This window comes from Kibdelosporangium philippinense, from assembly GCF_021390435.2.
Lineage (GTDB): Bacteria > Actinomycetota > Actinomycetes > Mycobacteriales > Pseudonocardiaceae > Kibdelosporangium > Kibdelosporangium philippinense.
This window is the reverse complement of the sequence record NZ_JAJVCN010000005.1, coordinates 88710-109508: the sequence shown is the minus strand read 5'-3', so window position 1 is coordinate 109508 and position 20799 is coordinate 88710. Positions and strand designations below refer to the sequence as shown.

Below are 20799 nucleotides of genomic sequence, written 5' to 3'. Positions count from 1 at the left end.
GAGAGGAAACACCCGTGAGCACGACACGCACGCTTCGCTTACTGGCCGCCGCGACCGCGGCACTAGCCCTGGCAGCGGGGTGTTCACGGGCTGACAGCGGTAACACGTCGGCTGCGCAAGCGCAGCCTCAGGCGCAGGGACCAGCCGAGGTCCGGCTCGGCTACTTCCCCAACGTCACGCACGCGCCCGCGATCATCGGGCAGAAGAAGGACTTCTACGCCAAGGAGCTCGGCTCGACCAAGCTCGCGGTCACCACGTTCAACGCCGGTCCCGAGGAGATCAACGCGCTGCTGGGCAAGTCCCTGGACATCGGGTTCATCGGATCCGGTCCGGCGATCAACGGCTTCACCAAGTCCAACGGGACGATCCAGCTGATCTCCGGTGCGGTGTCCGGTGGCGCGCAACTGGTCACCAAGCCGGACATCACGTCCATCGATCAGCTCGCTGGCAAGAACATCGCCACGCCGTCACTGGGCAACACCCAGGACGTGGCGCTCAAGAAGCTGATCAAGGACAAGAACCTGGCGAACGTCAAGATCACCAACCTGGACAACCCGAAGACGTTCGACGCGTTCCGCACCGGCAGCGTCGACGGCGCGTGGCTGCCCGAGCCGTGGTCCTCGCGGCTGGTGCTCGACGCGGGCGCCAAGGTGCTGCTCGACGAGAAGACCTTGTGGCCCGGCGGCCGGTTCCCGACCACGGTGATCATCGTGCGCCAGGAGTTCCTGCAGCAGTACCCGCAGACCGTGCAGGCGATCCTGCGTGGCCACATCGCCGCGATCGACTGGGCGAAGGCCAACGACGCCGACGCGAAGAAGGTCGTCAACGACGCGCTGAAGGAGCTGACCGGCAACTCGCTGAGCCAGCCCGTGCTCGACAGCTCGTTCAAGGCGATCGAGCTGACCACCGACCCCATCTCGTCGACCTTCCCGCAGCTGGCGAAGGACTCGGTGACGGCGGGAATCGTGAAGTCCGCGGTCGAGCTGAAGGGCTTCGCGGATCTGACGGCGCTCAACGAGGCACTCAAGGCGACCGGCAAACCGGCGGTGGACGCCGCCGGACTGGACAAGAAGTAGGAGATGGCCATGACCGCCACACTCGAGCACGTGCAGTCCGGTACCGCGGTCTCCCTTTCCGGGGTCGGCAAGGTCTTCGGCCAGGGCAGCGGGGCGGTCGTCGCGCTGGACGGCGTGGATTTGAGGGTCGCGCCCGGCGAGTTCGTGTGCCTGCTCGGCGCGTCCGGCTGCGGTAAGTCCACGCTGCTCAACCTGGTCGCCGGGCTGGACGCGCCGAGCGCGGGCGAGATCGAGCTGAACACGTCCCGGCCGGCGGTGATGTTCCAGGAAGCCGCGCTGATGCCGTGGCTGACCGCGGCCCGCAACATCGATCTGCCGTTGCGGCTAGCCGGTTTCGGCAAAGCCGACCGGCAGGCCAAGGTCGCCGAACTGCTGGACCTGGTGCGCCTGAGCGGTGCCGGGCACAAGCGTCCGCACGAGCTGTCCGGCGGTATGCGTCAGCGTGTGGCGCTTGCGCGTTCACTGGCAGCGACGCAGCGGGTCCGTGGCGCGGATGAGCCTGCGTTGCTGCTGATGGACGAGCCGTTCGCCGCGCTCGACGCGATCACGCGGGATGTGTTGCAGGGCGAGCTTTTGCGGGTGTACGAGCGAACGTCGACCGCGGTGCTGTTCGTGACGCATGACGTGCGCGAGGCCGTGCGCCTCGGGCAGCGCGTGGTGCTGTTGTCGTCGCGGCCCGGTCGTGTCGTTCAGGAATGGTCCACTCAGGACAGTGGGTCCGAGGCGCTTGTCGAGGAGATCACCGGCCGCCTGCGAGAGGTGATCAGTACCCATGCCAAGTCCTGACCTCCAGGACCTCGCCAAGGTCGAGGCTGGCCTCGACGCACTGGACACGCCGACGACCAGCCGGGCTCAGCCTGGCTGGCGCCGATTCGTGCGCTCGGTCTGGCCACCGGTGGTGGCACTGGTTGTGCTGGTTGTGGTCTGGCAGATCCTGTGGGCCGCGGCGTTCTGGCCGGAGTTCAAGCTGCCCGCGCCCCTCGCGGTCTGGGACGAGTTCGTGGAAATGGTCGAAACCGGCCGGATCTTCGAGGTGCTGTGGACATCGATCCACCGTGCCGTGCTTGGTTTCCTTGCCGCGGTGGTGATCGCCACGCCACTGGGTCTGCTGGTGGCCAAGGTCAGCGTGGTCCGCCGGGCGATCGGCCCGCTGCTGAGCGGACTGCAGTCGCTGCCTTCGGTCGCGTGGGTGCCCGCGGCGATCCTGTGGTTCGGCCTGAACGACGGCACGATCTACTTCGTGGTGCTGCTCGGCTCGGTCCCGTCGATCGCCAACGGCCTTGTCTCCGGGATCGACCAGATCCCGCCGATCCTGCCGCGCGTCGGCAAAACCCTTGGCGCCGGTCGGCTGGCTTCGGCACGGCACATCCTGTTGCCTGCCGCGTTGCCCGGCTACATCGCAGGACTCAAGCAGGGCTGGGCGTTCTCGTGGCGGTCGCTGATGGCCGCCGAGTTGATCGCGCAGAGCCCGGACCTCGGCTTCGGCCTCGGCGCGTATTTGAACGAAGGCTCGAACTTCAACGACATGCCGACCGTGATGGCGGCGATCTTCCTGATCCTGTTGGTGGGCATCGGCATCGACTTGCTGGTGTTCCGCCCGATCGAACGGGCCGTGCTGCGGGCCCGTGGCTTGACCGGAGCTTTGACGTGATCCCTCTCATCGCAGTGGCCCATGGCAGCCGCGACCCTCGTTCCGCCGCGACGATCACTTCGCTGGTCTCGGTGGTGCGCTCGTTGCGTCCCGGCCTGGACGCCCGTGTGTCCTTCATGGACCTTTCGGCCCCGCGACTCGGCGATGTCCTCGCCGGGTTGCGTGGTCCAGTTGTCGTCGTGCCGTTGCTGCTTGGGCGTGCGTACCACGCTCGCATCGACGTCCCGGCTTTGGTTCACGAGGCGTGCCAACGCAATCCCCGCTTGTCGGTTTCGGTCACCGATGTCCTCGGCCCGTCGCCTCGGCTGGAGTCCGCCGCGCTGCGTCGATTGACTGCCGCCGGGGCCACGTTCGACGCCCCGTCGCTTGGCGTGATCCTGGCTGGGGCAGGTTCTTCGGACGCACGGGCCAATGCCCGGGTTGCCGCTATCGCGCACCGCTGGTCGCTGCAAGCCGGATGGGCCGGGGCCATCGAGGCGTTCGCCGCGGCGGCTTCTCCAACCGTGCCCGAAGCTGTTGCCGCGCTGCGGAAGCAAGGGGCTTCGCGGATCGCTGTGGCTTCGTGGTTCCTGGCTCCGGGTCTGCTGCCCGACCGGGTCTACGACTCCGTCCTTGAGCTGGATCCCGATGCGTTGATCGCCGACCCGTTGGGCGCGGACCCGGACGTCGCCGAGCTCATCCTGCACCGCTATGACGAGGCCCTGCAGGAGACTGACCTGGAGCGCACCGGCTGATCAAGGCGCGGACCTCGGCTGCGAGGGCGTCCGGGGCCTCGTAGACCGGCGTGTGGCCGGTTCGAACGAGCCTCAGGTGTGCGTCAGGGATGCCGTCGGCCAATTGTTTGGCGTGCTCGACGGGACGTGCGGTGTCGAGCACGCCGTGCACCACCGTGACCGGGCAGCGGATCTCGGCAAGCTCCGGCGTGAAATCCAACTCGCCCTGGCTGCGCAATGCCGCCAATACGGCCGCCATTGGCACCGCCGCCGCGTAGGTGAGCAGTTCGGATCGGTCGACCGGATCCACCGGACTGGCAAAGGAGCGGTCGATCAGCTCGGCGTGCAGATCCGGCCCCCAGTTGTCCCGCACGCGGGCCACGATGCGATCGATGTCGCCGTGGCCACGCGTGTGCGCGCCGGTGTTGACCAACATCAGGCCCCGCACCCGCGCTGGATGCTTGATCGCGAGATACAACGCGATGGCACCGCCGGTCGAATGGCCAAGGACCAGCCCCGGCTCCGGGTATCGCCGCACGATCCGCTCAGCGACAACCGGAATGTCCATCTGCCCAGGCTCAGTCAGCCAGGACACGCCCGTCACTGCGACCTCGAGCCGATCAGCCAGCCGGTCGAACACACGCGGCGCGCACAGGGTGCCGGGAATCGCAAGCACCTGCATGCGGTACCCAGCTCAGGCTTTGGGGACCCAGTTGGGTTTGCGCTTCTGCGCGAAGGCCGTGATGCCTTCCTGGCCTTCCTCGCTGGCGAAGAACTCGGCCGAGAGCTTCAGCATCGTGCCGAAGTCGCTGGGTTCGGAGCGCAGCAACGCCTTGGTCGCGGCCAGTGCGACCGGACCACCGAGGCACAGCATGTCCGTGTAGCGCTTGACCTCCGCGTCCAGGTCCTCGGCGGCAACCGCGGAGTTGATCAGGCCGATGGTCGCGGCACGGGTCGCGTCGAACGTCTCGCCGGTCAGGAACAGTTCGTGCGCGGCGCGAGGAAGCAGCCGGGGCAACACGGTCACGGAGATCACGGCAGGCACGACGCCGATACGGACCTCGGTGAACGCGAAAGTTGCTGTCTTCGCGGCAACCGCGATGTCCGCCGCCGCCACGATGCCGACGCCGCCTGCCCTTGCCGGTCCGGCCAGTTTGGCAACCACGGGCTTGGGGCTGCTGCGGATCTGTTCCAGGATCTCCGGGAATTCGTTGACGCCCTGGTCACCAGCGGAGGCGCCGCCTGCTTCCTTGAGGTCCATGCCCGCGCAGAACACCGATCCGGTGTGGTCGAGCACGATCACGCGGACGCTGTCGTCGTCGATCGCCGTCGACAGGTGCCCGCGCAACTCGGCCCGCAACTGACGGGACAGGGCGTTGCGGTTGTGCGGTGAGTCGAGCGTGATCGTCGCGACGCCACGGTCGACCGCGATGTGGACCAGTTCGTCAGCCATGCACGCAATCTTGCCGGTGAGGGCCACCCCGCGCCGGGTGGCCCTCACCACACAGGGAACTGATCAGCCGATGGTCGTGCTGGTCAGGACAGGGCTTGGGTTGGGGTAGGCAACCGTGGCCGCGTCGACCGGGAGGCCGAACGCCGTGATCACGGTGGTGAAGGTCAGCCCGGGTGCGTCGTAGCTGGTGCCGCCGAGCTTGCTCTCGATCGTGCCGGACGCGCCGGCGGTCAGGTTGATCGTCACGGTCGGCAGTTCGAACGCCGCGCCGCCCCTGAGCGGACCGGTGATCTTGAGCACGACGTCACTGCCTTCGAGAGCGACCGTCGGCGGGGTCGCGCCGAGGCCCGAGCCGCCGCTGACGCTGGCGGACGCGAAGGTGGAGTTGGCGGGAACCGGCATCTTCAGTGCGATGTTCTTGATTTCCCTGATCTGGTAGCCGCCGCCTTCCGCGGGCACCGTGTTGGGTGCGGGGTCGATGGTCACCGCGACAGCACTGCCGGCCGCGGCGCTCGCTGGTGCGCTGGAGTCGACGTCCTGGTTGAGGACGAGTTCCGCGGTCTGGCCGAAGGCCGAGGCGCGGACCTGGTAGTTGATCGTGGTCGCCGCTGACGCGGTCGTACCGATCGCGAGCAGTGGGGTGATGACGAACGCGGCCACCGTGGCCAGCCGCAGGGGAGCCAGCTTCATCGATGCCTCCTGTGTGGTGTAATCCCTCTAGGGCATTTCGTACCCGAGAGTAATTCACGTTTCAACGCTCAGCGTTTCCCAGAGTATTCACAGAGCTACCCAGGGTGGAAGGCTTCGCCCGGATGGTGGTCAAGATGCCACAACATGCGCGGCGGCTGTTGGTCCGAACCGACAACGCCCGAACGGGTGACGGTGAGCCCTCTTCTCCCCCATCGCCGACAGGCCCAGCCGCGCTACGATGAAGCGCTGTTCTCCTTGCCAGACAACGAAGATCGGCCAGGCGCGCAGGGGGGCGGGGGAATGGGCGATCCGCGACCGGAGGTCGGTGACCGGTGGCCGCTCGTCGGCAGAGACCGGCAGTTGTCGGCCCTGACAACGATGATTGCTGGTGGCGAGAAGGCGCCCACGGGTGCCTCCCCACTCACCTCGGCAGCCGGTGGCGGCGTTGTCCTCGTTGGCGCGGCCGGGGTCGGGAAGACCAGGCTGGCGCGGGAAGTGCTGGCGCGCCTGGCGTCCGAAGGGTGCCGGACCGAGTGGGTTTCAGCGACCCGATCCATGGCTGCCATCCCGTTCGGCGCGGTCTCCCCTCTGTTGCCTCCGTTGAACAACGACAGTCGGTTGAGCGTGTTGCACGCGGTGGCCGCGCATTTCACCGACTCCCCCGTCATCGCTGTGGACGACGCCCATTTGCTCGACGATGCCTCGGCCGCGGTCGTGCATCACTTGGCACTGTCCGGGCAGGGGAACCATGCCCTGACGCCGTGAACGCGCTCTGGAAAGACGGGCTGACCAGCCGTGTCGGCTTGGCCGAACTACCTGCGGACGCCGTCGACCAACTGCTTGACCACGCGTTCGGCGATCGGCTCGCCCCAGTCAGCCGTCGCCAGTTGCACCGGGTCAGCGCGGGAAACCCGTTGCTGCTCAGGGAAATCCTGCTTGCGGGGTTGGACACGGGCGAACTCCGACACCGGCATGGCGCCTGGCGGTGGACCGGCGAAGTCCGGGCGACCACACGATTAGCGGAGGTCGTGGCTGCCAGGTTGGGCTCGGTGCCGGACACCGTGTACGCGGCCCTGGAAGTGGTCGCGGGTGGTGAACCTGTCCCCCTTGCCTTGCTGGAACGGCTCGTCGGCGCCGAAGCAGTGGCCACGGCCGGACGAAAAGGCCTCGTCACAACGGAAAGCACCGGTCGCCGACTCGTCGCACAGTTGTCACATCCGTTGTATGGCGAGGTCATCCGGTCAACCATGGCTGCGTCGCGGGCGCGTTCTGTTGCGGGCCAGTTGGCCGATGCGATGACGTCCACTGCGATGCGGCGGCGGGACGACGCGTTGCGGGTCGGGACTTTCCAGTCGCAGTCCGGGCGGACCGGTGACCCGGCGATTCTCCTTGAAGCCGCCAAACAGGCCAAGGATCGCTTCGATCATGAACTTGCCGAACGCCTGGCCCGCTGGGCGCACGACTCCGGTGCGGGGTGGGCAGCCGAGCAGTTGCTCGCCGAAGTGTTGCTGGATCACGGTCGCTACGAGGAACTGACCGTGCCCGGATCGCCCGGCGCGGGCGCCGTGGCGAAAGCCCGCGGTGAACTGGACGTCGCCGCGGCTTCGTTCCGGGAAGTCCTCGCGTTGATGCCGAACTACGACACCTTCCGGCTCGCCGCGACCTGCCTGGCCGAACTGGCCGGTGCCCGCGCGCTGGCGGGAGATCACCGGCAGGCACGACGATTGCTGGATCGCGCCGACGCACACACCAGCAGGCTGTTCCAGCCGTGGATCGAGCTCAACCGCGCTTGGGCGTACGCCGCGAGCGGCGAGATCTCCAGGGCCGCCGCGCACGCGCGAGACACCGCGGAGGCGGCTCGCGGCAACGGCCTGCCCACGACCGAGGCGTTGGCGTTGTACGACGTCGCCAGGCTCGGCGAACCGCGTACCGTCTACATCAGACTGTCCGAACTGGCCACGGAACTCACCTGCGACGTCGGCACGGCCCTCGCGGACGCGGCGTGCGCGCTCGTGGACAACGACCATGTCAGGCTCACGCGTGCAGCGGACGGTTTCGAGCGCCTCGGGATGTTGTTGCACGCGGCGGAAGCCCTGGTTACGGCCGCGCGCATGGCGCACGAAGCCGGGGCGCACACGCGAGCAACGGCCGCCACGTCACGCGCGAACAACCTGATGCGCCTGTTACCCAAGGCCCGTACGCCCATGTTGGCGACCACGGGCCTGCCCGCGATGCTCACGCCGCGCGAACGTGAAGTCGCTTTACTGGCCGCGCAAGGACAGTCCAGCCGTTGGATCGCCGCCCGGTTGCACCTGTCGGTCCGGACCGTCGACAACTACTTGGGCCGTGCATACGCCAAGCTCGGGGTGACCAGCCGGACCGAACTGGGACCGTTACTCAGTCCGCAAGCACCAGAGTGAGCCGGTCGGCGTTGCCGAGGATGTCGACGAACTGCTCGTAGTTGTCCGGGTCGGCCTTGCGCAGCGTCTCCGGCGACTGCCAGACCAGGGTGTGCTCGCCCTTTGGCAGGTCGTAGAGGACGTCAGCGAGCGCGTCCAGGTTGTGTCCGAAGTAGTCAGGGAAGCTCATGGTCTTGGCCAGCGCGTCGAGCATCGCGGACTTGGTGCGGATCTTGCTGCCGTCCAGCACGTAACGCATCGTCACTTCCCCGGGTCCACCAGTACGAACGACTCGTAGTGGTTCTCGGTGTAGTAGAGCTCACGGTGCTGGCCGTTGACCAACCGGCGGGCACCGCGGTCCTTACTGCCAGGCGTCGGCACGGTGTATTCGCGGTAGTAGTCCTTGGCCTTGGCTGGCAGGCGTTTCTCCCGGTTCTCGAACACCACACCGTCCCGAGTGGACGGGAACGGGCCGCCCTTCTCGATCAGCCGCCAGGTCGTGCCCGCTTCGGGCGGCAGCGTGGACAGAGCCTTGACCTGCAGGCCTGAGTCCTGACCGGGAAGCGACGGCGCGGGCGCCGACTCCGTGCTGGCGTCGCGGATCAGCCACCCGGCCACCACCAGGATGACCAGTCCGATCAGGGCGAACGTGATGCGTTTGCGCGACCCCATGGCGCCCAACCCTAATCGCAGTCCACTTCTTCACCGCGAGACGGGCTGACTTTGCTCGCGCCGAAGTCGACGACGCGGTCGATCAGCCACGCGAGGCCAGCGCACACCGGCAGCAAGACCGCGATGACGATCGCGAACTGGAACGGGAACGCCAGTTGCGTGATCCACAACTCGACGCCGTTCCACCAATCGGACAACCACGACACAGCGTCGAGGCTACGCCGTGTCCGAGCCCACAGGCGCACGAATGGGGTAATGGGTATGTTGCTTGGCATGTTCGCCGTGTATGCAGCGTCGCCTCAGCCGGACAACCCACTCGCCGCGTTGACGATCGGTGACCGTCCTTCGCCGGACGTCCCGGACGGCTGGGTGCGCGTGTCGGTCAAGGCAGCGAGCCTGAACATGCACGATCTGTGGACGCTGCGCGGGGTGGGTATCAAGCCCGAGCAGTTCCCGATGATCCTCGGCTGCGACGGCGCTGGCGTGCTCGACGACGGCACCGAGGTGGTGATCCACTCGGTGATCACCTCGCCTGGCTGGACCGGTGACGAGACCCTCGACCCGAAGCGGACCCTGCTGACCGAGAAGCATCAGGGCACGTTCGCCGAGTCCGTGGTCGTCCCGGCGGGCAACGTCCTGCCGAAGCCCGCGGGGCTGTCGTTCTCCGAGGCCGCCTGCATGGGCACGGCGTGGCTGACGGCGTATCGGATGCTGTTCGTGAAGTCGGGGCTGCGGCCCGGGCAGACGATCCTGGTGCAGGGCGCGTCCGGTGGTGTGGCGACTGCGTTGATCCAGCTTGGCCGGGCGGCGGGCTTCCGCGTCTGGGCGACTGGTCGTTCGGAGGAGAAGCGTGCGCTTGCTGCCTCTTTGGGCGCTCATGACACGTTCGAGTCCGGCGCGCGGTTGCCGGAGCGGGTGGACGGCGTGTTCGAGACCGTGGGTAAGGCGACCTGGTCGCACTCGATGAAGTCGCTCAAGCCGGGCGGTGTCATCGTGGTTTCCGGCTCGACCAGCGGCCCGGACGCGAACGCGGAGCTGCAGCGGTTGTTCTTCCTGCAGCTTTCGGTGATCGGCTCGACCATGGGCACCCGGGACGAACTGGCTGACCTGCTGAAGTACTGCGACGTGACCGGCGTACGGCCGAAGATCGGCGCGGAGTTGCCGTTGGAGCGCGCCGAAGAGGGCTTCAAGGCGATGCTCGAAGGTGACACGGCCGGGAAGATCGTTTTCACGCGTTGACGGGTAGGTCGTGAGTGGTTACGCCGGTTCTAACCGGCAAAAACACTCACGACCCTCTAGCTGGGAATGTGTTCATCCGGCCGCCGGGCCTTCGCGGGTCTATGTTCGGTGAATGTCTGACCTACAGAGCAGTGGGTTGGGTGGTGGGTCGGGGATCTTCCGACGCAAGCCCATTGAGCAGATCGAGGACGTCAAGAGCCAGGACGGGCTGACCAAGACCCTTGGTCTGTGGCAGCTCACAGCGATCGGGGTCGGCGGCATCATCGGGGCTGGCATTTTCAGCCTCGCCGGCAGCGTCGCCCACGGTGATCCATCGAAAGGCGTCGCGGGCGTCGGGCCCGCGGTGCTCATCTCGTTCCTGATCGCCGGGATCGCGAGCGCGGCGGCGGCGTTCTCGTACGCGGAGTTCGCCGGGCTCATCCCGAAAGCCGGGTCGGCCTACACGTACGGCTACGCGGTGCTCGGCGAGATCGTCGGCTGGTTCATCGGCTGGGACCTGCTGCTCGAATACACCGCGATCGTCGCGGTGGTCGCGATCGGCATATCCGGATACTTCAACTTCCTCGTCGACCAGATCGGCATCAACCTGCCGCAGTGGATGCTCGGCGCGCCAGGCACCGAACCCGCCGACGTCGCGCCGGGCACGTACAAGATCAACCTGATCGCGGTGGTCCTGTGCCTGCTGATCGCGTTCCTGCTGACGCGGGGGATCAGGGCGGCGGCGAGGTTCGAGACGATCGTGGTCGCGATCAAGGTCGCGGTCGTGCTCGTGGTGATCGTGGTCGGGTTCTTCTACATCAGGACTGGCAACCTCACTCCGTTCGCGCCGGCAGGATTCACCGGCGCGATGAGCGGCGCGGCCTTGGTGTTCTTCGCGGTGTTCGGCTACGACGCGATGTCCACCGCGGCCGAGGAGTCCAAGGACGCGCAGCGGCACATGCCGAAGGCGATCATCTACTCGCTGGCCATCTCGATGCTCCTGTACGTCCTTGCCTGCCTTGTGCTGACCGGAATGCAGGACTACACCCTGATCGACCCGGAGAGCGGGTTCTCCACGGCGTTCGCCAGCGTCGGTCTCGGCGGGCTCGGCACTGTCATCGCGGCTGGCGCGATCATCGGCATCCTGACCGTCATGTTCACGTTCATGCTGGGCGTCACGCGTGTCTGGTTCGCGATGAGCCGCGACGGGCTGCTGCCCGCGTGGTTCGCCAAGACGCACCCGGTACGCAAGGTTCCGGTTCGGGTGGCGTGGCTGGCTGGCATCATCTCGGCGGTCCTCGCCGGGTTGCTGCCGATCATCGAGGTCGCCGAGCTGACCAATATCGGCATCCTGCTTGCTTTCGTCGTGGTGTGCGTGGCGGTGATCGTGCTGCGTTACCGCAGGCCAGACCTGCCGCGGACGTTCAAGACACCCGGTATGCCGGTGGTGCCAGCGATCGGCGTGGTCTTCTCGCTCTGGCTGATCACGTACCTGCAGTGGGAAACGTGGCTGCGGTTCGCCGGGTGGTTCGTCGCGGGCATGCTGATCTACTTCCTGTACAGCAAGCGCAAGTCGAATCTGAATAGGTCCGAATAGCGGAGTATCCACCTCTCCCGGACTGGGTATCCCCTTCGGGAGAGGTGGTGGCCTGTGAAAACTCGCTGGATACGGCCGGTGGCGCTGATGCTGGCAGGCATCCTCGTCGTCACGGCGGTGCTGCAGATCGCCGGTCTGTTGCCGAAGTTCGGTACGTCCACAATAGACAGATCACAGCCGGCGGTGCTGCAGGCTGTCCGGGACTTGAGCCAGTACCACGCCGCGGCAGGCGACTACCAGGTCGTTGTCGATATCGAGAAGGACGTGGCGTGGGTGCCGTCGTCCATCGCCGGTGAGCGGACGCTGTTCGTGGCGGCCGGGTCGATCGACGCGTTCATCGACTTCGGCAAACTCGCTGACGGCAACATCATCGTGTCCGAGGACCGGACCTCCGTCGAGTTGAGACTGCCGCAGCCGCAACTGGCCAAGCCGAACCTCGACAACACGCGCAGTTACGTGTTCAGCCAGGAACGCGGCCTGCTTGACACCCTCGGCGCGCTGGTCGAACCTCCGCAGCAGCAACAGTTCTACGTCGCCGCCGAACAGAAGATCACCGAAGCCGCCCAGCGCTCAGGCCTGACCGAACGCGCGCGCAACAACACCAGGGCGATGCTGACCGGGATGATGACAGCGCTCGGCTACCGCGTCACATTCCAGGAGACAGCCCCGCACGAGTGAGGACCCAGTCCGCGACGACCTCGTCCAGTACCGCCATCGGCAGCGGGCCACCGCCGAGCACGACATCGTGGAAACCCTTGATGTCAAAGGCGGATCCCATAGTCTCTACGGCTTTCGCCCGCACTCGCTGGATTTCCATGCGCCCGACCATGTACGACAACGCCTGCCCTGGGTACTCGATGTACCGGTCGACCTCGGCCTGAATCTCCACATCGGACATTACGGTGTTGTCGCGCAAGTAATCGACGGTCTGCTGCCGTGACCAGCCCATCGCGTGCAGGCCCGTGTCCACCACGAGCCGCGCGGCCCGCATGGAGTCTTCCGCAACCATGCCGAGCCGCGCCAAGTCGTCGGAGTACAGGCCCATTTCGTCGGCCAGTCGTTCCGCGTACAACGCCCAACCTTCGCTGTAGGCGGTAATGAACGCGAGCCGCCGCAGCAAGGGGAGATTGTCGATCTGCTGGGCAGACGCGGTCTGGAAATGGTGCCCTGGCACGGCTTCGTGGAACGCGATGGCTTCGGCGATAGTCCGGTCTCGGTCGGTCGCCTTGTATGTGTTAATCCAATAGGTGCCCTCACGAGATCCGTCGAGCGCGGGATCCGTGTAGTAGGCGGCAGCCACGTTGGGCGCCTCGGCGTCCGGGACAGGCTCCACCGCGCATCGCTTGTCCGGCAAGCGCGTGAACCATTGCGGCGCAACGTGTTCGGCACGCTCGATGGTTGTCCGCGCGTGCGTAAGGATCTCCTCGGCGCTTCCCCACTTCAGCGACGGGTCGGTGCGCAGGCGCTCCTGCACTTCCGCAGCTGTGGACAGCCCGAACACGCGGCTGCCAATCGTCGCGTACTCCTCGGCGAGGGCCTCGATCAACTGCAGGCCTGTGCGGTGCAGCTCCTCCGGCGTGCGCGCGGTGGTCGTGTGCACACGGACCATCGCGTCGTACGCCGCATCGCCGTCGGGCAACCAACACAAACCCGGCTTGTCGTCCGATCTGCCGTGCGGCGCGATCTCCTTGTCCAGCACCTCCCGGTACTGCACGAACGCCGGACGCGCTGCCTCAGCCAGCAGGCGGTCACGTTGTGCTGCCGCGCCCGATGTCAGCGACGGTTGCGTGAACGCATCAGGTGTGTGGCTGAGGTACCGGTCGATGTGCGTGATCGCGGTCCGCGCCATCCTCGCCACCGGGAACCGTTCAGCCGCCACCGCGGCCCGGTTGCGATCCGCGATCTGGGCGAGGTAGCGCGGAATCGCCGAAAGCCGCTCCAGATAAGCACTTTCGGCCTGTTCTGACGTGGGCACGACCCGGGGAGCGAACGTCACGAGCTGGATCGTCGGCGCGCTGATGAAGCTCGCCAGGACATGGTCCACCAGCCCCGCGTTGACCCTGTCGACCAGCGACGCGGCCAAGTGCAGCACCACACTGCGCGTCACGCCCGGTTCGGCCAGCTCAGCCTCGGCGGCGATCCGCACCGCACGATCCCGCAGGTCACTGTCCGCCTCCGGGCTGAAATCCCGCAGTTCGTGGTCGTGTCCGGGGATGCCGGTCATGCTTGCTCGCAACGGATCCTCTGTGCCGATCAGATCGAGCAGCCGATCGGCGAGGGCGTCGATCATGTCTCCGCCTTCGACCACTCGGTCACGATCTCGTCAAGCACGTCCATCGGGACCGGACCGGCGCCGAGCACGACATCGTGGAATCCCTTGATGTCGAAGGCGGATCCCATGGTCTCCTCGGCCTTGGCCCGCACTCGCTGGATTTCCAGGCGGCCGATCATGTACGACAGGGCCTGGCCGGGCATGCCGATGTAGCGATCCGTTTCACTCTGGATCTCCACCTCGGACATCACTGTGTTGTCCCGCAAGTAATCCACGGTCTTCTGACGTGACCAACCGAACGCGTGCAGGCCCGTGTCCACGACGAGCCGTGCGGCGCGGACCGAGTCCATCGCGAGCATGCCGAGTCGCGCGACATCGTCGGAGTACAGGCCCATCTCGTCGCCAAGGCGCTCGCAGTAAAGGCCCCAGCCCTCTGCGTACGCGTTGATCGCCGAGCACCGGCGCAGCATCGGCATGCTGCGCTCCTGCGCGATCGTGACCTGGAAGTGGTGCCCTGGCACGGCTTCGTGGAACGCGGTGGCTTCGGCGATGGTCCGGTCGCGCTCGGTCGCTTTGTACGTGTTCGCGTAGTAGATGCCTGGCCTGCTGCCATCCAGCGCGGGCGGCAGGTAGTACGCGGACGTCTCGTGTTGCTCGCTGGCGGCCGGAGTCTTCTCCAACAGGCAGGCTTGCGAGGGCAGTAACCCGAACCATTCCGGAGCCGCCGCTTCGGCACGGTCCATCGCCGCGCGCGCTCCAGCCAGCAACTCCTCCGCGCTGCCCCACTTCAGCGACGGATCGGTGCGCAGCCGTTCGTGCACCTCGGCGACCGTTTTCACGCCGAAGACGCGGCCGCCGATATCCGCGTACTCCTCGGCCAAGGCTTCGATCAACGCCAGGCCGGTCTGGTGCATCTCCTCAGGCGTGCGGTGGGTTGTGGTGTGCACGCGCGCCAACGACGCGTACGTCGCCTCGCCGCCGGGCAGCCAGCCCAACCCGGGTTTGTCGTCCGGGCGACCGTGCGGCGCGACGTCCTCGGCAAGCGCCGTCCGGTACTTGGCGAACGCGGGTCGTACGAAATCGTCGATCAGACGGTCGCGCTCAGCCGTGTTGGTGACGGGCACCTGCCGCAGCGGGTCCGTTGCCGGGTTGGCGAGGTAGTTCTCCAGGTGGTCCAGGGCGTACGCGGCACGCGACGCGACTGGCGTGCGGCCGTGCGCGATCCCGGTCCGGTGCCGGTCCGCGGCCTTGGCCAGGTAGTCCGGGATCATCTCCAGGCGGGTGAAGTAGCTCCGCTCGGCCTCGGCGCCCTGCGGCGCGACCATCGGCAGCATCCCGAGCAGCCGGGCGATCGGGCTGACCATCAGGTCGGCGACCTCGGTCTCGACCAGTTTGGCGTCGATCCGCGCGACGATCGCCTGCGCCTGGTCGATCACCACCGCCCTGGTGATCCAGTCGTCGGACTTGTCCTCACGGGCCCGGCGCGCGGCGTCGAGCGCACGCGTGCGCAGGATCGCCTGCCCGGCCTCGTCGAGGTCGCTCAGCTTGCTGTCGACGCCAGGCAGGCCCTGGATCATCTCGCCGAGCGGGTCCTCCTCGATCAGCAACTCGAGCACCTCGTCGGCGATCTTCTCGATCTGGGTCACAACTCCCCCATCACCACGTCTGCCAGCACGTTCATCGGAACCGGACCTGCACCCAGCACCACATCGTGGAACGCGCGCAGGTCGAAATCGGGACTGGTCTCTGCCAATGCCCGGATGCGGTCGAGTTCAAACCTGCCACACAGGTACGACAATCCCTGTCCGGGCAGCTCGATGTAGCGATCCGTCTCCTGCTGGATCTCGACCTCGTTCATCGCGGTGTGCTCACGCAAGTAGGCGACGACCTGGGCGCGAGTCCAGCCGAACGCGTGCAGCCCGGTGTCGACGACCAGGCGCGCGGCCCGGACCGACTCCAGCACCAGCATCCCGATCCTGGCCTCGTCGTCCGAGTAGAGACCGAGCTCGTCGGCCAGCCGTTCGCAGTACAGGCTCCAGCCTTCGAGGTAGGAGTTGATCCACGCCACCTTGCGCAGCCGGGGCACCCCGGTCATTTCCTTGGCCAGGGTGATTTGGAAGTGATGGCCGGGAACGCCCTCGTGGAAAGCGTTTGCCTCGGCGATGCACCGGTCCCGTTGCTGCCAGCGATACGTGTTGGCGTAGTACACGGCCTTTTCGGGTGAGTACGACGCGACGGACTGACCGGGCGCCCGTTCAGCTGGCGTGGGTTCGACAGTGCACGGCACGGCTGGCAGACGCCCGAAGTACCGCGGCGCTATCTCCATCGCACGCGCTATGGCCGCGCGCGGGATCGCCAGGACCTCGTCCTCGCTGCGGTAACGCATCGACGGGTCGTTGCGGATCTGGTCACGGATATGGGCCGCCGGTGCCTTACCGTTCTGCGCGAACTCCTCGTCCAGCCGTGCCATGGCGTCCAAACCCATCTGGTGCACCTGCTCGGGCGTGTACGCAGTGGTTGTGTGCATCTGCGCCAACCGCGCGTATGTGGCTTCGCCGTCAGGCAACCAGCACAAGCCCGGTTGTTCCTCGGGCCTACCGGGCAGGCTGTCCAGAACATCCCGGTATGCCACGAAAGCACGCAGGATCTCCGGATCGTCGGTGCGCAATTCGGCTGGGTTGGCCAGGAAAGCGTCAATCCGCCCGACCGCGGCCTTGGCCCGGTAGGCGACGGGAAGCCGTCCCGCGGCGACACCAGCCTGATGCCGTTTCGCCGATTCGGCCAGGAATCGCGGCAAGGCGGCGATCCTGGCCGGATCCTCGGCGACCCGGCCGGTGAAGATCTTGGCGATCGGCGAGATCAGGAAGTCCCACATGGTGTGCTCGACCAGTCTCGACTCGACTCTGGTGATCACCGCTTCGGCCTGCTGGAGCAGGACACCTCTGGTGACGCTTGGCTCCAGCGCGCTGGCCCGCTCAGCGATGTCGCGCGCCCGGTCGGCCAGCTGGAACTGGGCGTCCTCACTGGGATCCGGCAGTGGGAGGGTGATGTCGGCGTCGTCGAGGAACTCGTTGATCGGATCTTCGTCGGCGATGACGCTCAGCAGCTCGTCGGCAAGTCGGTCGATCACGAGACCCATTCTTGTCAATGCGGTAGACAGAACGCATGCGGATTAGAGCCGGTGGTGCGGCCGACATCGACGCGATCATGGCCATGGGTGACGAGGCCGTGCGGTGGATGGTGTCGCGAGGCAACACCCAGCAGTGGGGCACCGACCTCTGGTCGGAGACACCGACCCGGCTCGCGAGCGTGACCTGCATGATCAAGGAAGCCGACGTGTGGATGGCCGAGCTGGACGGCGAGCCAGTGGGCGTGATGATCACCAGCGACAAGCCGGTCCCGCAGGTCAAGCCGATCGACGAGCCCGAGGTCTACGTGTGGCTGCTGCTGACCTCACGACGGCATGCTGGCAAGAAGATCGGCACGCAGCTGCTGGAGAAGGCGGTGTCGATCGCGCGCGAGAAAGGCGTGTCACTGCTGCGCGTCGACTGCTTCGGGGGCGGCAACGGCGATCTTGTCCGGTACTACGAACGGCACGGGTTCGAGAAGTCGTACACCTTCAAGGCTATTTTTGACTGGCCGGGTCAAGTGCTGTCGCAACGGATTTGATCGCGGCCCGCATCTGCGTGTCCAGCAACGCGATCACCTCGGCCACGGTGCCTTGCGGCGCGTAGGCATAGGTTTGGCCCGCGTACAACGACATCGCCTCGGGGTCGCCTTCTTTGGCCGCGGCAGCGCGGATCGGCTTGGTCATGCTATTGACCTGTGGATACGCGGCTGGCGCCAAGGCGCTGTTGGCTTCAACGAACCGGTTGATCAACGCGCGGGCCGGGCGGCCGCTGAAAGCCCTGGTGAACGTGGTCTCCCTGGTGCCCTGCAGCTCTTGCCGGTGCAGCGGCTGGGTTCCAGCCTCCGGACACTGCAGGAACGCGGTCCCGAGCTGCGCGGCGACAGCTCCGGCCGTCAGCACCGCGGCGACGTCGGCGCCGTGCACCAATCCGCCCGCGGCGATCAATGGAAGATCCACCGTCGCGCTGACCATTCGCAGTGCGGCAAGCAAACCGTAGGTCGGCGCCCCGTTCGGTGAGCCGTCGTCAACGAAGATCCCGCGATGCGCGCCCGCCTCGAAACCCTGGACGCACAACGCATCCGGGTCAAGTTCGGCCGCCCGGCGGGCTTCCTCCGGACTGGTCACCGTGATGACGATCTTGCTGCCGACCGCGCGCAGCTCCTCAACGTCGTACTCCGACGGCACGCCGAACGTGAACGAGACGGTGTCGACGGGGTTGTTGACCAGGACGTTGATCTTCGCGGGGTAGTCGTCGTCGGTCCACGTGCAATCGCCAGGCGCACTGCCGTAAACCAGCTCAAGGATCTCCTGGTACTCGCTCAGATCCGCTGTGGACTCTTCACCGGGAACGAAAACGTTGACACCGAACGGGTTTGTCGTGAGCTCTTTGGTCAGGGCGATCTGCCCGGCCAGAGCTTCCGGCGTGAGGTAACCGGCCGCGAGGAAGCCGAAAGCTCCCGCGTTCGCCGCTCCGGCGACGAGTTCCGGCGTTGACGGGCCACCTGCCATCGGCGCGACGATCAGCTTGGGGAACATCAGCAGAGAATAGAACTCGGAAGTGGCTCTCGCCCGTGGGCTGAGGCGAGAGCCACTCCCGATGCACCTCAAGGCAGGGTGTCGAGGTGCGGTGCGACAGTGTTCGCGAACTGGTAGCCGTTCGAGGCGTCCCAGTTGATGGACCAGGTCATCGCGCCACGGATGCCCGGCCAGGTAGTGCTCGGCTTGAAGGTGCCGCAGTTGGTACCGCGAGCCAAGCAGCTCAGGGCGTTGTTGACGTTGGACGGCGATTGGTACCCGCCACCGGCGCCGGACGGTGACGCGGGCAGGCCCAGTCCGACCTGGTCAGGACGCAGGCCGCCCTGCAACTGGATGCACGAGAGCGCGGTCAGGAAGTTGACCGTGCCCTGGCCGTAGACCTGCTGGTCGCAGCCGAGCATCGTGCCCGAGTTGTAGTACTGCATGTTGACGATGGTCAAGATGTCCTTGATGTTCAGCGCCAACTGGAAGTAGCCGCCCTGGGTGGACTGCATGTCGATGGTCTGCGGAGCCATCGTGATGACCTTGCCGCCGCCCGCGTGGATGCTGCGCAACGCGGTCGCCATCGGACCCGGGTGGATGCCGTTCTCCAGGTCGATGTCGATGCCGTCGAAACCGTACGAACTGATCAAGCCCCTGATGTCGTTGGCGAAGTTGGTCGCGGCCGTGCTGTCGCCGACGACAACCGTGCCCTTCTCACCACCGACCGAGATGATCACCTTCTGACCGCGTGCCTGGACAGTCCTGATGTCCTGGCGGAACTGCGCGTCGGTGTACCCGCCGAGTTGCGAGGACAACCCGGAGTCGAGGTTGAACGTGACACCGCCCGCGCGGCCAGGAACCGTGTCGGCAAAGGAAACCGCGATGATGTCGTAGGTCGTCGGCACATCGGCGAGCCTCAGGGCACGGGCCCCGTTGTAGAAGTTCTGCCAGTAACCGGTCAGCACGTGCTTGGGCAGAGGACCCGGGTCGGGGCCGCCGACGGGCGGGGTCGTCACGGAAACCGCTGTGGTCCTTGGCGATTCGCCAACCGCGTTCACGGCACTGACCTGGTAGCTGTAGGACGTGTTCGCCGTCAGGCCGGTGTCCGTGTGCGAGCTTCCTGTGGGCGAAGCAACCAACTGGTTGTTGCGGTACACGCGGTAGCTCGTCGCGTTGGACGGACCGCTCCAGGACAGGTTCACACTTGTCGAGCTCGCCGCGCTGGCGCTCAAACCTGTTGGCGCGACAGGGATCGTGGGTGTGCCGCCGGGCCCGTCGAGTGAGACGTCGTCGACGTAGTAGGTCGGTTGGCCGTACCAGCCATGGGTGTAGATCGTGACGCTCGTGGTCGACGCCGGGGTCGTGAAGTCGAGGCTCAGCTGGGCCCAGCCGGTCGACGGCGACCAGGTGTTGCGGTCGGGCAGGCCGTTTCCGCTGACACCAAGGTAGGTGTAGCTGCCGTTGACCCACGCGGTGAGCTTGTACGCGGTGTTGGGCTGGACCGCGATCTGTTGCGAGCACTTCGCGTAGTCCTGGCCTGCGGGCGTTGCGCCCAAGGCCTTCGTTCCGGATCTGACTGGGCTGCTCACGACGGTCGCACCACCTGTGCACGACCAGCCGGATAACGTGCCCGTCTCGAAGCCCGGGTTGCTGACTATGTTCGCGGCGAAGGCCTGTCCGGCCGGAACCAAAACAAGAGCGGAAATGGCGACCGTGACGCAGCTGGCGGCTGCGAGCAGCCGCCTGGTCTTGCTGACCATGTTCTTTTCTCCACACCCGCGCCCGGTTTGTGGTCTACACCACTAAAATGGACTAGACCAATAGGTGCTGTCAACCCCTAGTTCACCCGCGCGGGCACAGTCACCGCCGTTGGCTGGGCTGTCCTGCGATCATGAACTCGTGAGCTTCGTACTGGATGACGCGATCCGGATCGCCCGCGCGGCGCACGCGGGTCAGGTCGACAAGGGCGGCAAGCCGTACATCGACCACCCGTTGCGCGTGCTGGCCCGGGTGAAGGGGGCGCACGCGCAAATGGCTGCGGTGCTGCACGATGTCGTCGAGGACACCTCGGTTACGGCTTCGGACCTTCGTTCCGCCGGATGTCCCGAAGATGTCGTTGTCGCCGTGATCGCGTTGAGCAAGGTCCCAGGCGAGACCATGCCTTCGTATTTGCGGCGCGTCGCGGCTGATCCTATTGCCGTGCAAGTGAAACGCGCGGATATCGCGGACAACACGGACCCGCAGCGGCTGGCGATGCTCGAGCCGGAAACGCAAGATCGCCTCCGCGCGAAGTACGCGGAGGCGATCCGGTTACTGGACGAACTGACGAGCTAGCCGCGCTCGGCCTGCGCAGTTCGGCGAACCCTGTCACCCTGTTGACGGCACGCACGTGACATCAGCAGGAAGCGAA

Annotated in this window: 22 protein-coding genes; 11 read left to right on the top strand and 11 right to left on the bottom strand. The window is 66.4% G+C overall.

Features of this window, described 5'->3' with window-relative positions:
- Positions 1–14: 14 nt before the first annotated feature.
- From LWC34_RS53640 to LWC34_RS53625, 4 genes are read left to right on the top strand one after another with little or no spacing between them, the layout of a single operon-like run.
- Complete coding sequence (locus LWC34_RS53640; protein WP_233734356.1) at positions 15–1076, top strand: ABC transporter substrate-binding protein; 1062 nt, start codon at positions 15–17, stop codon at positions 1074–1076.
- A gap of 9 nt (positions 1077–1085) precedes the next feature.
- Positions 1086–1862 (top strand): ABC transporter ATP-binding protein, encoded by a 777-nt coding sequence (locus tag LWC34_RS53635; RefSeq protein WP_233734355.1) that lies wholly within the window; start codon positions 1086–1088, stop codon positions 1860–1862.
- Positions 1849–2727 (top strand): ABC transporter permease, encoded by an 879-nt coding sequence (locus LWC34_RS53630; RefSeq protein WP_233734354.1) that lies wholly within the window; start codon positions 1849–1851, stop codon positions 2725–2727. The genes LWC34_RS53635 and LWC34_RS53630 overlap by 14 nt, the downstream gene beginning before the upstream one ends.
- A complete protein-coding gene (locus tag LWC34_RS53625) occupies positions 2724–3461 on the top strand; it encodes a sirohydrochlorin chelatase (protein ID WP_233734353.1) in 738 nt (245 codons plus the stop codon). The genes LWC34_RS53630 and LWC34_RS53625 overlap by 4 nt, the downstream gene beginning before the upstream one ends.
- On the opposite strand, the gene LWC34_RS53620 is transcribed toward LWC34_RS53625, so the two are convergent.
- From LWC34_RS53620 to LWC34_RS53610, 3 genes are all read right to left on the bottom strand, one after another.
- On the bottom strand, positions 3403–4122 hold the full coding sequence (locus LWC34_RS53620) for an alpha/beta fold hydrolase (protein ID WP_233734352.1): 720 nt from the start codon (positions 4120–4122) through the stop codon (positions 3403–3405). The genes LWC34_RS53625 and LWC34_RS53620 overlap by 59 nt on opposite strands.
- 12 nt (positions 4123–4134) lie before the next feature.
- A complete protein-coding gene (locus LWC34_RS53615) occupies positions 4135–4893 on the bottom strand; it encodes an enoyl-CoA hydratase-related protein (RefSeq protein ID WP_233734351.1) in 759 nt (252 codons plus the stop codon).
- Positions 4894–4956: 63 nt separating this feature from the next.
- A complete protein-coding gene (locus LWC34_RS53610) occupies positions 4957–5583 on the bottom strand; it encodes a cyclase (RefSeq protein WP_233734350.1) in 627 nt (208 codons plus the stop codon).
- A 300-nt stretch (positions 5584–5883) separates the two neighbouring features.
- Here LWC34_RS53610 and LWC34_RS53605 point away from each other — a divergent pair, with 300 nt between their 5' ends.
- Positions 5884–6348 (top strand): ATP-binding protein, encoded by a 465-nt coding sequence (locus LWC34_RS53605; protein WP_233734348.1) that lies wholly within the window; start codon positions 5884–5886, stop codon positions 6346–6348.
- On the top strand, positions 6345–8003 hold the full coding sequence (locus tag LWC34_RS58585) for a helix-turn-helix transcriptional regulator (RefSeq protein ID WP_233734346.1): 1659 nt from the start codon (positions 6345–6347) through the stop codon (positions 8001–8003). Before LWC34_RS53605 ends, LWC34_RS58585 begins: the two co-directional genes overlap by 4 nt.
- On the opposite strand, the gene LWC34_RS53595 is transcribed toward LWC34_RS58585, so the two are convergent.
- From LWC34_RS53595 to LWC34_RS53585, 3 genes are read right to left on the bottom strand one after another with little or no spacing between them, the layout of a single operon-like run.
- Complete coding sequence (locus LWC34_RS53595) at positions 7981–8241, bottom strand: barstar family protein (RefSeq protein WP_233734345.1); 261 nt, start codon at positions 8239–8241, stop codon at positions 7981–7983. The two genes, LWC34_RS58585 and LWC34_RS53595, sit on opposite strands and share 23 nt — an antisense overlap.
- A gap of 2 nt (positions 8242–8243) precedes the next feature.
- Positions 8244–8654, bottom strand: coding sequence for a guanyl-specific ribonuclease (locus LWC34_RS53590; protein WP_233734344.1), 411 nt, complete (start codon positions 8652–8654; stop codon positions 8244–8246).
- 11 nt (positions 8655–8665) lie between these two features.
- Positions 8666–8860: a hypothetical protein gene (locus tag LWC34_RS53585; RefSeq protein ID WP_233734343.1), complete on the bottom strand. Its 195-nt coding sequence runs from the start codon at positions 8858–8860 to the stop codon at positions 8666–8668.
- A gap of 67 nt (positions 8861–8927) precedes the next feature.
- Between LWC34_RS53585 and LWC34_RS53580 the strand changes: the two genes are divergently transcribed.
- The 3 genes from LWC34_RS53580 (at position 8928) to LWC34_RS53570 (ending at position 12147) form a co-directional block, all read left to right on the top strand.
- On the top strand, positions 8928–9893 hold the full coding sequence (locus LWC34_RS53580; protein ID WP_233734342.1) for a zinc-binding dehydrogenase: 966 nt from the start codon (positions 8928–8930) through the stop codon (positions 9891–9893).
- A 112-nt stretch (positions 9894–10005) separates the two neighbouring features.
- Positions 10006–11469 (top strand): amino acid permease, encoded by a 1464-nt coding sequence (locus tag LWC34_RS53575; RefSeq protein ID WP_233734341.1) that lies wholly within the window; start codon positions 10006–10008, stop codon positions 11467–11469.
- Between the two features lie 54 nt (positions 11470–11523).
- Positions 11524–12147, top strand: coding sequence for a DUF4230 domain-containing protein (locus LWC34_RS53570; protein WP_372496849.1), 624 nt, complete (start codon positions 11524–11526; stop codon positions 12145–12147).
- Here LWC34_RS53570 and LWC34_RS53565 read toward each other — a convergent pair.
- Genes LWC34_RS53565 through LWC34_RS53555 form a run of 3 tightly spaced genes read right to left on the bottom strand, consistent with a single transcriptional unit; the run spans position 12116 to position 16871 of the window.
- Positions 12116–13759: a DUF885 domain-containing protein gene (locus LWC34_RS53565; protein ID WP_233734340.1), complete on the bottom strand. Its 1644-nt coding sequence runs from the start codon at positions 13757–13759 to the stop codon at positions 12116–12118. The two genes, LWC34_RS53570 and LWC34_RS53565, sit on opposite strands and share 32 nt — an antisense overlap.
- Positions 13756–15387, bottom strand: a complete 1632-nt coding sequence (locus tag LWC34_RS53560) for a DUF885 domain-containing protein (RefSeq protein ID WP_233734339.1) — start codon at positions 15385–15387, stop codon at positions 13756–13758. Before LWC34_RS53560 ends, LWC34_RS53565 begins: the two co-directional genes overlap by 4 nt.
- Positions 15384–16871, bottom strand: a complete 1488-nt coding sequence (locus LWC34_RS53555; protein ID WP_372496848.1) for a DUF885 domain-containing protein — start codon at positions 16869–16871, stop codon at positions 15384–15386. Before LWC34_RS53555 ends, LWC34_RS53560 begins: the two co-directional genes overlap by 4 nt.
- Positions 16872–16906: 35 nt before the next feature.
- Here LWC34_RS53555 and LWC34_RS53550 point away from each other — a divergent pair, with 35 nt between their 5' ends.
- A complete protein-coding gene (locus LWC34_RS53550) occupies positions 16907–17410 on the top strand; it encodes a GNAT family N-acetyltransferase (protein WP_233734337.1) in 504 nt (167 codons plus the stop codon).
- On the opposite strand, the gene LWC34_RS53545 is transcribed toward LWC34_RS53550, so the two are convergent.
- Both LWC34_RS53545 and LWC34_RS53540 read right to left on the bottom strand, forming a co-directional pair.
- Complete coding sequence (locus tag LWC34_RS53545) at positions 17367–18407, bottom strand: NAD(P)H-dependent flavin oxidoreductase (RefSeq protein ID WP_233734336.1); 1041 nt, start codon at positions 18405–18407, stop codon at positions 17367–17369. The two genes, LWC34_RS53550 and LWC34_RS53545, sit on opposite strands and share 44 nt — an antisense overlap.
- Before the next feature lie 68 nt (positions 18408–18475).
- A complete protein-coding gene (locus LWC34_RS53540) occupies positions 18476–20149 on the bottom strand; it encodes a chitinase (protein WP_233734334.1) in 1674 nt (557 codons plus the stop codon).
- 139 nt (positions 20150–20288) lie between these two features.
- Between LWC34_RS53540 and LWC34_RS53535 the strand changes: the two genes are divergently transcribed.
- Positions 20289–20723, top strand: coding sequence for an HD domain-containing protein (locus LWC34_RS53535; RefSeq protein ID WP_233734332.1), 435 nt, complete (start codon positions 20289–20291; stop codon positions 20721–20723).
- Positions 20724–20799 lie beyond the last annotated feature (76 nt).

What these genes read in the sequence shown, in the direction of transcription:
- LWC34_RS53635 (WP_233734355.1), top strand. Translation starts at nt 1,086, where the DNA reads ATGACCGCCACACTCGAGCACGTGCAGTCCGGTACCGCGGTCTCCCTT.
- LWC34_RS53630 (WP_233734354.1), top strand. Translation starts at nt 1,849, where the DNA reads ATGCCAAGTCCTGACCTCCAGGACCTCGCCAAGGTCGAGGCTGGCCTC.
- LWC34_RS53620 (WP_233734352.1), bottom strand. Translation starts at nt 4,122, where the DNA reads ATGCAGGTGCTTGCGATTCCCGGCACCCTGTGCGCGCCGCGTGTGTTC.
- LWC34_RS53615 (WP_233734351.1), bottom strand. Translation starts at nt 4,893, where the DNA reads ATGGCTGACGAACTGGTCCACATCGCGGTCGACCGTGGCGTCGCGACG.
- LWC34_RS53610 (WP_233734350.1), bottom strand. Translation starts at nt 5,583, where the DNA reads ATGAAGCTGGCTCCCCTGCGGCTGGCCACGGTGGCCGCGTTCGTCATC.
- LWC34_RS53605 (WP_233734348.1), top strand. Translation starts at nt 5,884, where the DNA reads ATGGGCGATCCGCGACCGGAGGTCGGTGACCGGTGGCCGCTCGTCGGC.
- LWC34_RS53595 (WP_233734345.1), bottom strand. Translation starts at nt 8,241, where the DNA reads ATGCGTTACGTGCTGGACGGCAGCAAGATCCGCACCAAGTCCGCGATG.
- LWC34_RS53590 (WP_233734344.1), bottom strand. Translation starts at nt 8,654, where the DNA reads ATGGGGTCGCGCAAACGCATCACGTTCGCCCTGATCGGACTGGTCATC.
- LWC34_RS53580 (WP_233734342.1), top strand. Translation starts at nt 8,928, where the DNA reads ATGTTCGCCGTGTATGCAGCGTCGCCTCAGCCGGACAACCCACTCGCC.
- LWC34_RS53575 (WP_233734341.1), top strand. Translation starts at nt 10,006, where the DNA reads ATGTCTGACCTACAGAGCAGTGGGTTGGGTGGTGGGTCGGGGATCTTC.
- LWC34_RS53565 (WP_233734340.1), bottom strand. Translation starts at nt 13,759, where the DNA reads ATGATCGACGCCCTCGCCGATCGGCTGCTCGATCTGATCGGCACAGAG.
- LWC34_RS53550 (WP_233734337.1), top strand. Translation starts at nt 16,907, where the DNA reads ATGCGGATTAGAGCCGGTGGTGCGGCCGACATCGACGCGATCATGGCC.
- LWC34_RS53545 (WP_233734336.1), bottom strand. Translation starts at nt 18,407, where the DNA reads ATGTTCCCCAAGCTGATCGTCGCGCCGATGGCAGGTGGCCCGTCAACG.
- LWC34_RS53540 (WP_233734334.1), bottom strand. Translation starts at nt 20,149, where the DNA reads ATGGTCAGCAAGACCAGGCGGCTGCTCGCAGCCGCCAGCTGCGTCACG.